This window comes from Qipengyuania aestuarii (assembly GCF_019711535.1).
Classification (GTDB): Bacteria; Pseudomonadota; Alphaproteobacteria; order Sphingomonadales; family Sphingomonadaceae; genus Qipengyuania; species Qipengyuania aestuarii.
The window spans coordinates 273,679-286,887 of the sequence record NZ_JAIGNP010000001.1; the positions used below are offsets into that span (position 1 = coordinate 273,679).

General features: G+C 55.9%; 12 protein-coding genes. 3 read left to right on the forward strand and 9 right to left on the reverse strand.

Going from position 1 to position 13,209, the window contains the following annotated elements; all coding sequences use genetic code 11:
- Positions 1-47: 47 nt before the first annotated feature.
- Entirely contained in the window at positions 48-806 is a 759-nt protein-coding gene (mazG, locus tag K3175_RS01380; protein ID WP_221541583.1) for a nucleoside triphosphate pyrophosphohydrolase, read from the forward strand.
- Here mazG and hflX read toward each other — a convergent pair.
- The 7 genes from hflX to dusB form a co-directional block, all read right to left on the reverse strand.
- The gene (gene hflX, locus K3175_RS01385) at positions 803-2,104 is read right to left on the reverse strand and encodes a GTPase HflX (protein WP_221541584.1); all 1,302 of its coding nucleotides are present in this window, start codon (positions 2,102-2,104) and stop codon (positions 803-805) included. The genes mazG and hflX overlap by 4 nt on opposite strands.
- Before the next feature lie 17 nt (positions 2,105-2,121).
- Positions 2,122-2,658, reverse strand: a complete 537-nt coding sequence (gene hfq, locus K3175_RS01390) for an RNA chaperone Hfq (RefSeq protein ID WP_221541585.1) — start codon at positions 2,656-2,658, stop codon at positions 2,122-2,124.
- Between the two features lie 164 nt (positions 2,659-2,822).
- Positions 2,823-4,205, reverse strand: coding sequence for a nitrogen assimilation response regulator NtrX (gene ntrX / locus K3175_RS01395; RefSeq protein ID WP_221541586.1), 1,383 nt, complete (start codon positions 4,203-4,205; stop codon positions 2,823-2,825).
- A 2-nt stretch (positions 4,206-4,207) separates the two neighbouring features.
- Positions 4,208-6,445 carry a sensor histidine kinase gene (locus K3175_RS01400; protein ID WP_221541587.1) on the reverse strand — a complete coding sequence of 746 codons (2,238 nt, stop codon included), beginning with the start codon at positions 6,443-6,445 and terminating at the stop codon, positions 4,208-4,210.
- 60 nt (positions 6,446-6,505) lie between these two features.
- Positions 6,506-7,921, reverse strand: coding sequence for a nitrogen regulation protein NR(I) (ntrC, locus tag K3175_RS01405; RefSeq protein WP_221541588.1), 1,416 nt, complete (start codon positions 7,919-7,921; stop codon positions 6,506-6,508).
- Complete coding sequence (locus tag K3175_RS01410; RefSeq protein WP_221541589.1) at positions 7,918-8,991, reverse strand: two-component system sensor histidine kinase NtrB; 1,074 nt, start codon at positions 8,989-8,991, stop codon at positions 7,918-7,920. The genes ntrC and K3175_RS01410 overlap by 4 nt, the downstream gene beginning before the upstream one ends.
- The gene (gene dusB / locus K3175_RS01415) at positions 8,988-10,007 is read right to left on the reverse strand and encodes a tRNA dihydrouridine synthase DusB (RefSeq protein WP_221541590.1); all 1,020 of its coding nucleotides are present in this window, start codon (positions 10,005-10,007) and stop codon (positions 8,988-8,990) included. Before dusB ends, K3175_RS01410 begins: the two co-directional genes overlap by 4 nt.
- Before the next feature lie 77 nt (positions 10,008-10,084).
- Here dusB and K3175_RS01420 point away from each other — a divergent pair, with 77 nt between their 5' ends.
- Positions 10,085-11,227, forward strand: coding sequence for a bifunctional 2-C-methyl-D-erythritol 4-phosphate cytidylyltransferase/2-C-methyl-D-erythritol 2,4-cyclodiphosphate synthase (locus tag K3175_RS01420; RefSeq protein WP_221541591.1), 1,143 nt, complete (start codon positions 10,085-10,087; stop codon positions 11,225-11,227).
- A gap of 16 nt (positions 11,228-11,243) precedes the next feature.
- Positions 11,244-11,747, forward strand: coding sequence for a CinA family protein (locus K3175_RS01425; protein ID WP_221541592.1), 504 nt, complete (start codon positions 11,244-11,246; stop codon positions 11,745-11,747).
- Here K3175_RS01425 and K3175_RS01430 read toward each other — a convergent pair.
- Positions 11,744-12,199 (reverse strand): type II toxin-antitoxin system RatA family toxin, encoded by a 456-nt coding sequence (locus tag K3175_RS01430; RefSeq protein WP_221541593.1) that lies wholly within the window; start codon positions 12,197-12,199, stop codon positions 11,744-11,746. The genes K3175_RS01425 and K3175_RS01430 overlap by 4 nt on opposite strands.
- Positions 12,199-13,152 carry a lipoyl synthase gene (gene lipA / locus K3175_RS01435; protein ID WP_221541594.1) on the reverse strand — a complete coding sequence of 318 codons (954 nt, stop codon included), beginning with the start codon at positions 13,150-13,152 and terminating at the stop codon, positions 12,199-12,201. The genes K3175_RS01430 and lipA overlap by 1 nt, the downstream gene beginning before the upstream one ends.
- Positions 13,153-13,209: the final 57 nt, after the last annotated feature.

Sequence of the window (13,209 nt, forward strand, 5' to 3'; positions counted from 1 at the left end):
CTAAAGGCGCTGCCCGTTTATATGTATGAAAACCCAGGTGATATCCCATGACCGAACAATTAGATCGCTTGCTTTCGATCATGGCATTGCTTCGAGACCCCGTCAGAGGATGTGAATGGGACGTCGCGCAGGACTTCTCGACTATCGCGCCTTACACCATCGAGGAAGCTTATGAGGTCGCGGACGCGATAGAGCGTTCAGATTTCGACGATCTCAAGGCTGAATTGGGGGATCTCCTACTGCAGGTAGTGTTTCACGCCCGCATTGCCGAAGAAGCCGGACATTTCGCTTTCAACGATGTTGCCAAAACCATCTCGGAGAAAATGGAACGGCGCCATCCTCATATTTTCAGTAACGAAGGCGGCGTGATGAAGTACGCTCGCTGGGAAAATCTGAAAGCGGCGGAGCGCGAGGCGGAAGGCGCCACCGGAGCTCTCGATGGAGTCGCCCTCGCCCTGCCGGCTTTGATGCGTGCTCAAAAATTACAAAAAAGAGCCGCGCGCCAAGGCTTCGATTGGCCAGACATTGCTGGTCCCAAATCAAAAGTGATCGAAGAGATTGGTGAGCTTGAAGAAGCCGGTGAACATGACCGGGCCGAGGAGGCTGGAGATTTCCTCTTTGCGGCTGTGAATTTGGTGAGAGCTTACGGAGTGGACGCAGAACAAGCCTTACGGTTTGCGAATTCCAAGTTCGAGCGTCGCTTCCGAGCCATGGAAGAATTGGCCAGTGGTGACTTTGCCGAGCGCGAACTGGAGGCGCAGGAAGAGCTGTGGCACGAGGTCAAAAGGCAGGAAAAAAGAAGCTAAAGGGTCTCGAACTGTCCAACTTCCTTAGGATTCAATCGAACCACAAACCTGCGGATTGGGCCTTCTTCACCCTCCCCGGCATCATTTTCTTCCAGAACATCGCCATGCGCATGCAGCCAGGCAATCCGCCGGCCATCGCTTGCCGGCAAATCAAATTGACGGACGGAAGCTTTGGCAGTCAGCATCTGCCCAAGTGTTTCCACGAACTCGTCAATACCAGCGCCGGACAGTGCCGACAACTGGACGATCTCGTCGGATGCTTCGGCCAAGGCCTGTAGTTCCGCAGCCTGCTCCTCACCTAGCAAATCCCACTTGTTCCACACTTCCAAAATGGGAATTGTAGAGCCTCCCCCCTCCCCTTCGATGACACCCAGATCCGTCAACACATTCAACACTTGGGCCTTCTGCGCCTCGGTTGAAGGGTTTGAGATGTCTCTCACATGGCAGATAACATCGGCAGCTGTTACTTCTTCGAGCGTCGCGCGGAAGGCCGCCACAAGCTGCGTGGGCAAGTCCGAGATGAACCCTACAGTGTCGGACAGAATTGCCTTTTCCACTCCGGGAAGCGAGATCGCGCGCATGGTCGGATCCAGAGTGGCGAAGAGCAAGTCCTCAGCCATCACTTGAGCACCAGTCAAACTGTTGAAAAGCGTGGACTTTCCCGCATTGGTATAGCCGACAAGCGCGACCACTGGCCAAGGAGCACGTTCACGCCTCTCTCGATGAAGGCCGCGAGTTTTCCGGACCTGCTCCAGTTCCTTGCGTAGCCGCCCCATTCGCTGACGTATCATACGGCGGTCCGCTTCTATCTGCGTCTCGCCGGGTCCGCCAAGAAAGCCGAAACCGCCTCGCTGCCGTTCCAAATGTGTCCAGCTCCGAACGAGACGGCTTTGCTGATAATCAAGATGCGCGAGTTCGACCTGTAGACGCCCTTCGGCTGTAGCTGCGCGTTCGCCAAAAATTTCAAGGATGAGCCCGGTACGATCGATTACCTTGCGAGAGAGTTTTTCCTCGAGATTTCGTTGCTGTATGGGGCTTAGCGCGCCATCAACGACCACCAGTTCGGCTTCGTTCTGCTCACAGGCGATGCGGATGTTATCCACTTGGCCAGCGCCGAAGAGAAGATTTGGCCGGACTTCTCGTATAGGAAGTACGAAACTCGCCTCAATCTCGATGCCAATGGCTAGAGCAAGACCTTCAGCTTCCTGCAGCCGGCTTTCAGCGTCGAGATCGTAAGCAAAGCCACGGATATCTGGGCACACGACAAGGGCTCGCGCACCGCGCGAAACTTCCCCCATAAGATCATCATCGAAACTCAGTTTTCGTCCTCTTCCCAGTCTTCCGTCAGGTCGACCGGCTCTGCAGGTTGAATTGTAGACACAGCGTGCTTGTAGGCGAGTTGCACGTACCCTTCGCGTTCCAGTAACATGCAGAAGAGGTCGTAGGCCGCAATTTTACCTTGCAGCATCACGCCATTGACAAGGAACATTGTTACCTGAGCCTCTGCTTCACGCACCCGACTTAGAAATACGTCCTGAAGAAGGCGCTGTTTTGCCCCCGAACCTTGGCTTACAAACTGTGTAGCGTCGATCGGCTGCCCTGGCATTATCGTACTGACCGCATGCTTGTAGACCAATTGCGACTGCCCATCCCTGCGCAAAAGGATCGAAAAATTATCGAACCACGTCACAATACCTTGAAGCTTCACTCCCTTTACGAGAAACACCGTAACCGGCGTTTTTTCTTTCCGCAAAAGGTTCAGAAAGGCATCTTGAAGGCTAGGTGATTTGCCTTTGCTGCGAGCGTCTTTCTCCGATCTAGGCCGGGCAGACAGGGTTCGCTCTCCGGACATCTTTGTGTCTCCTTTTCTTGGCGATCATTCGCGACCGCAATCTGGACGCTTCCACCCGCGTCCGGGTACCAGCCTAATTGGCCAAGTGATCATCAATCTGGCTATCAATTAACGGATCCGCAACGAAGAAAAATTGCCACGGTAGATCCACGCCTCAATCTATCTTACTTGCGTTCGCTTTCCTTCCGCTCTGCCATTCCCAGCAATTTCAATTTGCGGTGCAACGCCGATCGCTCCATTCCGATAAAACTGGCCGTCTTTGAAATGTTTCCAGAGAAGCGACGTATCTGAACGGATAAATATTCTCTCTCAAAGCTTTCGCGCGCTTCCCTTAGCGGGGCCCCCATTAGGCCGGCGACCCCAGCGGCGCCATTTTCACTTCCGCCCGCCACTTCTTCGGAAAGCATGTTCGCCTCGATCGTGTCTATCCTGTCTCTTGGAGTGAGAATTATGGTTCTTTCCACCACGTTTCTCAATTGGCGCACGTTTCCGGGCCAGTCATAGGCCTGAAGGGCGGCCATCGCCTCTTCACTGATCTTCGGAGGACGGATCCCCTGTTCCGAGGCGTACCGAGCGAAGAAGTATTCGGCCAGCGCAGGAATATCGTCGCGGCGTTCGGCAAGGGAAGGAATTTCAACCGGAACCACGTTTAATCGGTAGAAGAGATCTTCGCGAAACCTTTTTTCTTCCATCTCTTTTGCGAGGTCGCGAGCGGATGATGAGACCACTCGAACATCGACCCCAACCTGCCGACTTCCCCCGACCCGCACGAAGCTCTGCTCTGTCAGAACACGCAAGATGCGGGCCTGCGTCGATAGTGGCATGTCGGCTATCTCATCGAGATAGAGAGTGCCTCCGTCCGCGCTTTCCAGCAAACCAGGCCGGATCAACTTGCCGTCACTTTCTTCGCCGAACAGCTCTTCTTCGAAGCGCTCCGGGGTAATGCGGGCAGAGTTTACGGTGACGAACGGCTTGTCTGCTCGGGTAGACCAATTGTGAAGCAGGCGGGCCGCCACCTCCTTGCCCGCACCTGCCGGACCGGTGATCAACACGCGGCTACCGGTTTGGGCGACGCGCTTGAGCGTTGCCCTTACCGAATTGATTGCCACGGAGTTCCCTGTGAATTCTCCGGTTTCAACGGTTTTCGCCCGCAGCCTGCTATTTTCCCGCCGTAAATTTTCAGTCTCAGTCGCGCGCTCGACCAAGAGCAAGAGGCGCTCGGCCTCGAACGGCTTCTCGATGAAATCCATCGCTCCACGGCTGACAGCGCTGACGGCGGTATCTATATTTCCGTGGCCCGAGAAGATGATGACTGGAAGCTCAGGTTCGCGCGCTTTGATTGCATCGAGCACTTCGAGCCCATCCATTTGACTTCCATGCAGCCAAACATCGAGTAGCACGAGACTGGGGCGCTTCTCGTCTACAGCCTGCAGTGCGGACGTGCTGTCAGCTGCGGTTCGGCATTCATAACCTTCATCGCTGAGGACGCCTGCTACGAGTTCGCGGATGTCGCGCTCGTCGTCTACTATGAGGATGTCCAAAGCCATAATCAGAGTCCAGTATCTTCATCTAGGGTTTTAGAGGCGCCCACATTGGTGCCGTGCGGATCACGAGCAAACCTGAGGGTAACCTTCGTCCCGCCACCTTCTGCCGAAGAGAACGACATCTCTCCGCCGTGCTCCTCCACAATCTTGTTGACGATGGCGAGGCCCAAGCCAGTGCCCTTGGCCCGCGTCGTAACATAGGGCTCGACGATGCGTTCGCGATCCTGTGGCAGACCGATGCCATTGTCGGTAATTTCAACTGCAATATGTTTCTCAGTCTCGGTTACCTCGACCGCTATTCGCCCGCGAAAATCAGGTTCGGCTTGAGCAGACCGCGCCTCAATTGCTTCTGCACCGTTCTTGAGAATGTTGGTGACTGCTTGGCCCAGCTGATGGCGATCGGCTTGTATTTTAAGGGGACCTTCAAGCGGTGTTGATAGCCCATAGTTGATGTCCGGATTGGCCACTTCCTGGAGGAAGATCGACTGCCGAACCAAATCAAGCGCATCTTCGGCTCTGAAAACCGGTTTGGGCAGGCGCGCAAAGCTGGAAAACTCGTCAACCATTTTACGCAGATCACCGACCTGCCGAACAATCGTGTTCGTAAGCTCGTCAAACAGCTCTCCGTCCTGTTGGATCTGCTTCCGGTATCGACGTTTGAGGCGTTCCGTGGCGAGCTGTATCGGCGTCAGTGGGTTCTTGATTTCGTGAGCGATGCGCCGGGCAACGTCAGACCAAGCAGCCTGCCTTTGATCCAGTAATTGCCGGGTAATGTCTTCGAAAGTGATCACGTGGCCGGTGCCCTCACGAACCAGCTTGACCGCGAGGGTCATCATTTCACCATGCCTGGAATGGCTCACAACACCCTTTTCCAGATTGGCGATGACCATCGCCGCGATCTGCGGTGCCATCTGATCGAGAGTGTCGGGCGCCGTGCCGCCCTCCCCCTCATCGAGAAGGATGCTCTGCGCCGGAGCATTCATCAGCAACACCCGCCTCTCGCCATCGATCGTGATGACACCCGCACTGACCGATTCCAGAACTGCTTCAATAAAGCTACGCCGTTCCTCCAGCTCTCCATTTGCCGACACCAATGCATCGGTTTGTTTTTCAAGTTGCGCGGTCATTCTGTTGAAGGCCCGATTGAGGAGGCCGATCTCATCGGCTCCGGTCCGTCCGTCGACCCGCATTCTGAAATTGCCTGCGCCCACTTCTCTTGCAGCAGCGACCAAGTCGGTTAGCGGTTCCACCTGTCGATCGGCGAATTTCAGCGCGAACCAGACTGACAGTCCAACCAAAAAGAGGCTTACGAGGAAAAGGGATACGTTGAACTGCAACTGCAGAGCCCGGGCGCGCGTAGTCAGATCGTCATAGGCATTGGAGATGGAACGCGCACTTTCCCAGCTGCGAAAGCCTGATGCCTCGGCATTGCGCGAGGTATAGAGATAAATGCCCGCTTGGCGATCAATAGGCGCAATCGCCTCAATTCGTTCCGAACTCCCGCGAACTGCTACTGCCTGCCCCGACCTTAGCTCGGAAAGACTTTCCTCGGTGAAAGCAACCGGATCAGAACCTTCGCTAATGTTATAGAGCACAGCTGTCCGTGCGCTCCCGTCTGGCATGGCCTGTAGAATTGCACTTTCGACCACGTCCCGGGGCTGGGCCTGATATTCATAAACCAGCATAAAATCTGGATCGGTGACTGCGATTTTCTGCAAATTAGCGCGCATGTCCATCGCCATCGAGATCGTTTCCTGCCCGAGATCGAGCTGGTTATCCTCGTAATAACTCTCTGCCAATTCATTGGCATTTTTCATGAGCCCCCGAGAGTTGTCAGAGAACCAGAAGTCCACGCCCGACTGGAAGAGAACCGCCGCAAAAGCGACGACGAGCAGCGTTGGCACCGCAGCGACAATTGAGAAAAAGAACACCAAGCGCACGTGCAAGCGGGCCGTGCTTCCGGCCGCTCGCCTGAGTGCGAGTCTCCGGCCCATCAAAATCAATAGCGCCATGGCGGGCAGGAGAGTGCCAATCAAAAGCATGGCGACTTGGCCACTAGGCAAAAGCTGACCGTTAGCTGGCGCGCTCGTGAACGCCGCCCAAGTCGTACCCAGCATCACTAAGAAGGAAGTCGCAGCCGCGATTTCAATCAAAGTAAAGAGGTTAGCCTTTTTGGATGCCACGACGAACCTGCGCCAGAAGCGCGGCGTGTGTCCTGTTCGAGTAGCCGCCTGGGTCGCCATAGTGTCCGGCTTACATCGCTACTGTTGCAATATTGCAAGCATTAAAAGACGGACGGCTCCTCATCCGCGCTCGATGAAGTGATCGGCGATCACCCCGAGGTCACTTAGCTTTTTCCGTAAAGTGTTCCGATTTATGCCCAATAGCCGAGAGGCGCGAAGCTGGTTACCCCCGGTGACCTTCAAAGCATGCTCAAGCAGTGGCTTTTCGAACGCAGCGATCGCCTCTTGATATAGATTGCCTTCAACCGGTTTTTTCGATCTGATCCACTCGGATAGAGCGGGCTCGAAAGCGTTGCTATGCGCAGCCTCCGCCGGCGATATAGCTGTAAATAGTAGGTCCTCGACTGAATGGGCGTCGATTACATCATCTCTTGCCATCAAGGCCAGTCGGAAGATTACGTTGCGCAATTCCCGAACATTGCCTCGCCACTCATACGCCGAAAGAGCTTCAACTGCCTTCTCCTCGATAGTCTTGGAGGGAAGCCCTTCAGCCTTTGCTTGTGACAAAAAGTGTCGTGATAGCACCCCGATGTCCTCCCGCCGATCACGCAGAGGGGGAAGATGCATCGGAACTACATTCAGACGGTAATACAGGTCCTCGCGGAACCCACCCGAGGCAATTAAATTTGGCAGATTGCGATTTGTGGCGGCCACTATTCGCACATTCACCCCGATTTCCTGACGGCCACCCACTCGCCGGATCCTGCCTGACTGGAGAGCACGCAGAAGCCGCGTCTGCGCATCCGCTGGCATCTCACCTATTTCGTCAAGAAAGAGCGTCCCGCCATTGGCCTGCTCGAACTTCCCGATCGACTGTGAGTGGGCACCGGTGAAAGCGCCGCGCTCGTGACCGAACAATTCGCTCTCCAGCAAATCATGCGGGATGGCAGCCATATTGACTGCTACGAAAGGTCCCGTCCGCCGCGCGCCCAATTGATGTATTGCCTCCGCGACCAGTTCCTTTCCTGTCCCGCTTTCTCCGGTGACCAGAACAGTCAAATCGTTTCGCAAGACACGCGTGATCATGCGATAAACGTCCTGCATGGCCACGCTGCGGCCGATCAGCGGCAAGGATCCAGCATCCGTCTCATCTGGCTGGGATGACTTGCTGGGTGTTTTTGCTATCGCTTGGCGGACTGCCTGCGCAAGTTCGTCGAGGTCGAATGGCTTCGGAAAATACTCGAAGGCGTTACTATCGCTCGCCCGAATAGCTGTATCCAGCGTGTTTTGTGCAGAAAGGACAATGATGGGCATGGTCGGTGCTGTCTCGTGAACAATCTTGATGGTCTCGAGCCCGTCGCCATCATCCAACATTATGTCAGTCAGCATGACATCGAATTCACACGCCTTGATCAACTCGTTCCGGCGGGCGATCGAACTGCAGGCCGTAACGTGAAGCCCCTCATCCTGAAGCGCTTCTGAGATCACCGTGGCAATTGCACGATCGTCTTCGACCAGAAGAGCACGAGGTTTCATACTGCATTCCCGTTGGCGACCGAAAGATTGACCCGAAAATGTGTAAGCCCGGCGCGGTCGTCTCGCTCGTAAACGATGCGACCTCCCATGTCGCGCAACAGTTTGCGTACCAGAGCAAGCCCCAATCCCTGCCCGTTCTTCTTTCCCGAAACGAATGGCTCGAACGCGTGATCCTTCAATTCGGGCGGTAAGCCAGGGCCCCTATCGCTCACAGTAACTTCGATCGGCAATTTCGTAGCCTTTCCCAGCCGTATTGCTGAAAATACCAGCCCACTTACGAACCGGGTGCGAACCACGATCTCGGCATTTTCCACAGTGCTACTTGCATCACAGGCATTCGCGAGAAGGTTTATCAGAACTTGCTCGAGAGCTCCCTGATCCGCTTCGACCGCTGGGAGTGAAGGGTCAAACTCTTCAAGCAACTCGCAAGCATCACCCCGCCCTGCCCTCACAGTCGCCATCGCATTGCGGATAGCCGCATGGAGATTGCAGGGTCCTGTTTCTACGGGATTTCGGCTCCCCAATTGCTGCATCCTGTCAATCAGGCGCGCAATGCGGTCGACCTCGCCCTCGATCATGGTGGCTAGCGGACGATCGCGCTCCGATGCCCGTTTCGATAGAAGCTGACTTGCTCCACGTATCGCTGACAAAGGATTTTTTATTTCATGTGCGAGAACCGAGGGCGCGCGTAGTTCCACCCTTTCGGAATCAATATCGCCCATCTCCTCCTGCCCGACTTCAGACAGCGTGACCACCTGCCATCCAAAGTGGCCGGGCACCGGCGAACTGGTGATATTCACCAGTCGCGAGCCCGCTCCCGCAATGACGGGTATCCTTCTCGCTATCACTTTCTCGTCGCAAGCCAGCAAGCTGGAGCGGAGACGTTCGCTCTCAATCCTCAGAATTTCGAAAAGGTTGGCGTTCGCCATCCGTTGGGCGCTACGACCCAAGAGTTCTTCGGCTGCTTGGTTAGCCTGTATGATCCGCCCTTGTTGATCTATCAGGAGAACCGCGAAGACAAGACCGGCAATCTGGGTGGCCGCGTCTGGCGCGCCCAATCCTTGATTCACGCTGCCCGCCGACGAAGAAAAGGTTCATAGAAACGAGTTATTTCATCAATCACAACAGACGGTTGCTCGATGAAGTTAACCTTGTGTCGGAATTCTGCGGAGCCGTGCATACCTTTGGTATACCATCCAAGATGCTTTCGAGCGATCTTGACGCCCACCTGTTCTCCATACAACTCCAGCATATCGCGGTAGTGATCGAGGACGACTTCGAATTGCTCATCGAAACTTGGGCTCTCGAGAGTCTGACCCGTTTGCCACCAATGCATGACTTGAGCGAGAAGCCAGGGTTTCCCATAAGCCCCTCTTCCAATCATCAATCCATCAGCGCCTGACTGCTCCAGCGCCAATCCGGCGTCATTGACGGTACAGATATCGCCATTGACAATCACCGGAATGGAGACCGCTTCCTTCACTTTACGGATGAATTTCCAGTCCGCGCTACCTTTATACATTTGGTTGCGCGTGCGCCCATGCACGGTGACCATCTTGACACCCAGATCTTCAGCGATCCTTGCCAGTTCAGGGGCGTTGAGGTCGGCGTGATCCCATCCCATCCGCATTTTCACCGTGACAGGCACATCAACCGCTCGAACGGTTGCTTCCATCAGCTTGGTTGCGAGGCCGACTTCGCGCATCAGGGCCGAACCTGCCAGCTGACCAACGACCTTGCGGACAGGACAACCAAAATTGATGTCGATGATGTCCGCGCCATTATCTTGCTGGAGTTTTGCAGCTTCTGCCATGCTCGACGGATCACAGCCGACCAATTGCATCGATACCGGTTCTTCAATCGGGTCCCATGCGGCCTTCTGGACCGATTGCCGAGTTTCCCGGATCGCGGCCTCACTCGCTATCATTTCTGTCACATTGAGACCCGACCCGTAATTCCGGACCAGCTTTCGGAATGGCAGATCGGTGACGCCAGTCATCGGCGCCAGGACAACTGGCGTATCAATCGCAACGTTTCCGATCATGATCGGAGCCGGCGGGGCGTGCTGATGAGTTTTTGTCGTCATGTTGGAATGCCTAAATTTTGGGCAGCCACATAGTGCGTTGCGGCGAAAACCTCAAGCCGCTAGCGGATTGGCGAGCCATGAACAGATCTCCCCCCCTCCCCCCTTTCGGGGCCATTATCGTCGCTGCAGGAAAAGGCCTCCGGGCAGGACTGCCCACGCCAAAACAATTCGCAGTCTGGCGCGGCAAACCAGTCGTGCGTCATTCTGTCGAAGCGCTGCTTGATGCCGGGGCATCTCCAGTTGTCGTCGTCATACCTGTTGGAAGTGAGGAACTTATCTCACGGGCGTTGGTCGGGCTTGATGGGTGGATGCCCGTCACCGGAGGGGAAACACGCCAGCAGTCAGTGGCAAAGGGACTGGACATCCTCGATGGCGCAGAAAAAGTACTCATTCACGATGCAGCGCGCCCCGATCTCCCTTTTCCGGTGATCAAAAGGCTTCTGGCAGCGCTGAGTAATCATCCCGCGGCCATTCCGGTTCTGCCGGTGGTGGACAGCTTAGTTTCGGAAAGTTCGGGGGCGATGGGCGATCCCGCCGATCGAGATAGTTTGCGGCGGGTGCAGACCCCGCAGGCCTTCCACTATAGTCAGATTTCGCAAGCCCATCAGGCTTGGAGAGAGGACACGCCTGCGAGTGACGACGCACAGGTGCTGCAAGCGTTCGGCGGCGAGGTCGCCTTGGTCGAAGGGGATGAGAGATTGAAGAAACTTACTTTCGCGGAGGATTTTGGCGACCCTCGACCGCCGGTCCGCGTCGGGACAGGCTTCGATGTTCACAAGCTAGCCGCTGGCGAAGAATTGTGGCTGGGCGGTATCGAAATCGAATCCGAATTTGGCCTGGCGGGGCATAGCGACGCCGATGTGGCCATCCACTCCATCGTGGACGCACTGCTCGGAGCTATCGCCTGCGGCGACATAGGTAGCCATTTCCCCCCATCCGATCCTCAATGGAAAGGAGCAAGCAGCGACCAGTTTCTTAAACATGCGGCGACGCTGGTTGAAAGTGCTGGTTTTCACATTGGGAATATAGATCTCACGATTATTTGCGAGGCTCCCAAAATTGGCCCCTATCGAGAGGCAATGCGTGGCCGAATAGCAGAACTGCTCCACGTCGACATCGGGGCCATATCTGTGAAGGCGACTACTACCGAAAGGCTGGGGTTTGCCGGTCGCGGGGAGGGAATCGCCGCTCAGGCGGTTGCTACCGTCGTCAGAAGTTGAAATAAGAGGCGCGCCAATGACCCTCACCAAACTCTTGCCAGACGACGTCGAACGCCTTGCCGAGCGCGTTGTGGCGGAGAATAAAGTCAAAGGACGAAAAGTCGTTCTGGCTGAAAGCTGCACGGGCGGCTTGGTTTCGGCCGCACTCACCGAGATTGCTGGCTCTTCGGCCGTGGTCGACCGCGGCTTCGTGACTTATTCCAACGAAGCAAAGATGGAAGTTCTCGATGTCCCACTCGACATTATTGAGACCTTCGGTGCGGTTTCCATCGCCTGTGCCTGGGCAATGGCTAAGGGCGCGTTGGCCAACAGCAATGCGGATGTAGCGGTCGCGATCAGCGGCGTTGCAGGCCCCTCAGGCGGCACTGCATTAAAGCCTGTCGGCACAGTGGTGTTTGCCCGTGTAGTTCGCGGTGCGGAGGGGGAACCCGAGGGCGAACTCAAGCAATTCGGTCAGACTTCACGCGCCGATATCCGCAGACAGGCAACGATTTGCGCACTGGAACTGCTTCTTCCCTAAAGATTGGCTGCTGCGTTTTCCCGACCGTACAACTCGTCTGCGCGTTTTTCGAACGCTTCAACCATCTTACGGAAAGCGCGATCGAAATATTGCCCTGCAAGCGCTTCGAACACGGCGTTGCGGAAGGTGAAATCTACACAGAAATCGACTTCGCATCCACCATCGGGCAGACATACAAAATTCCACTTGTTGTCGAGATCCCGCAAAGGTCCGTCCACGTAGGAAACCTCAAGTCGCTCCGGCCGACTTTTGACGACACGTGAAGTAAATTTCTCGCGGATAGCTTTGAAACCGACAAGCATATCCGCTTCCATCACGGTGGCGCTGTCGCTGCGAATGCGCGTCGCTACGACCCAAGGTAGGAACTTGGGATAGCTGCCGACATCCGCGACCAGATCGAACATTTGCTCGCAACTATACGGCAGCCGCCGCGTCTCACGAATTCCAGGCATCAGGCGTGCGCCCTCGCCTTCTCCTTCGCCAGGCGTTGCTCACGAGCGTCCTTCATTACCGCGAAATCATCACCGGCATGGTAGCTGGAGCGGGTCAGGGGACTGGATGCGACCTGCAGAAAGCCCTTTGCTCGAGCGATTGAGCCGTAAGCGGCAAATGCCTTGGGTGTGACGAAATCTTCGACTTCCGCATGCTTGGGCGTTGGCTGCAGATACTGGCCCATAGTGACGAAATCGACATCTGCGCTTCGCATGTCGTCCATCACCTGATGGACTTCCAGCCGCTGTTCACCGAGGCCAAGCATGATGCCCGATTTGGTGAAGATAAGCGGATCGTGAGCCTTCACCTCTTCCAGCAGACGGAGCGAGGCATAATAGCGCGCGCCGGGCCTGATGGTCGGGTAGAGACGCGGCACAGTCTCGAGGTTGTGGTTGTACACGTCAGGCCCAGCCTCGCAAATCTTCTCCACCGCCGCTCTCATCTTCCCGCGAAAGTCGGGCGTAAGAATTTCGATCGTAGTTTCCGGCGTCTCGCGCCGGAGGGCCTTGATCACCTTAACGAATTGATCCGCACCGCCGTCTGGCAGGTCGTCCCGGTCCACGCTGGTTATCACGATATGATTGAGACCCATCTGACCAGCTGCGATCGCGACGTTCTCCGGCTCCATCGGATCGACCAGTCGCGGCATGCCCGTCTTCACGTTGCAGAAAGCACAGGCGCGAGTGCAGACATCGCCGAGGATCATGACGGTGGCGTGCTTCTTGTCCCAGCACTCGCCAATATTGGGACAAGCCGCTTCTTCACAAACCGTGTTAAGGGAAAGCTCGCGCATCAACTTGCGCGTTTCATGATAGCCCTTGCTAACGGGTGCCTTGACCCGAATCCAGTCCGGTTTGCGGGTTTTGCGAGGAGGCTCGCTAGCGGGGTTGGGCGTGGATGAGAGATCGTTCATGTCGCGCCCCATCTAGGCTCGACGCCCCCTTCTCGCAACCTCGCATCCTCATGCAAT

Excerpts from the sequence above, each read along its gene's own strand:
- mazG (WP_221541583.1), top strand. The coding sequence starts at position 48 with ATGACCGAACAATTAGATCGCTTGCTTTCGATCATGGCATTGCTTCGA.
- hflX (WP_221541584.1), bottom strand. The coding sequence starts at position 2,104 with ATGGGGGAAGTTTCGCGCGGTGCGCGAGCCCTTGTCGTGTGCCCAGAT.
- hfq (WP_221541585.1), bottom strand. The coding sequence starts at position 2,658 with ATGTCCGGAGAGCGAACCCTGTCTGCCCGGCCTAGATCGGAGAAAGAC.
- ntrX (WP_221541586.1), bottom strand. The coding sequence starts at position 4,205 with ATGGCTTTGGACATCCTCATAGTAGACGACGAGCGCGACATCCGCGAA.
- K3175_RS01400 (WP_221541587.1), bottom strand. The coding sequence starts at position 6,445 with ATGGCGACCCAGGCGGCTACTCGAACAGGACACACGCCGCGCTTCTGG.
- ntrC (WP_221541588.1), bottom strand. The coding sequence starts at position 7,921 with ATGAAACCTCGTGCTCTTCTGGTCGAAGACGATCGTGCAATTGCCACG.
- dusB (WP_221541590.1), bottom strand. The coding sequence starts at position 10,007 with ATGACGACAAAAACTCATCAGCACGCCCCGCCGGCTCCGATCATGATC.
- K3175_RS01420 (WP_221541591.1), top strand. The coding sequence starts at position 10,085 with ATGAACAGATCTCCCCCCCTCCCCCCTTTCGGGGCCATTATCGTCGCT.
- K3175_RS01425 (WP_221541592.1), top strand. The coding sequence starts at position 11,244 with ATGACCCTCACCAAACTCTTGCCAGACGACGTCGAACGCCTTGCCGAG.
- K3175_RS01430 (WP_221541593.1), bottom strand. The coding sequence starts at position 12,199 with ATGCCTGGAATTCGTGAGACGCGGCGGCTGCCGTATAGTTGCGAGCAA.
- lipA (WP_221541594.1), bottom strand. The coding sequence starts at position 13,152 with ATGAACGATCTCTCATCCACGCCCAACCCCGCTAGCGAGCCTCCTCGC.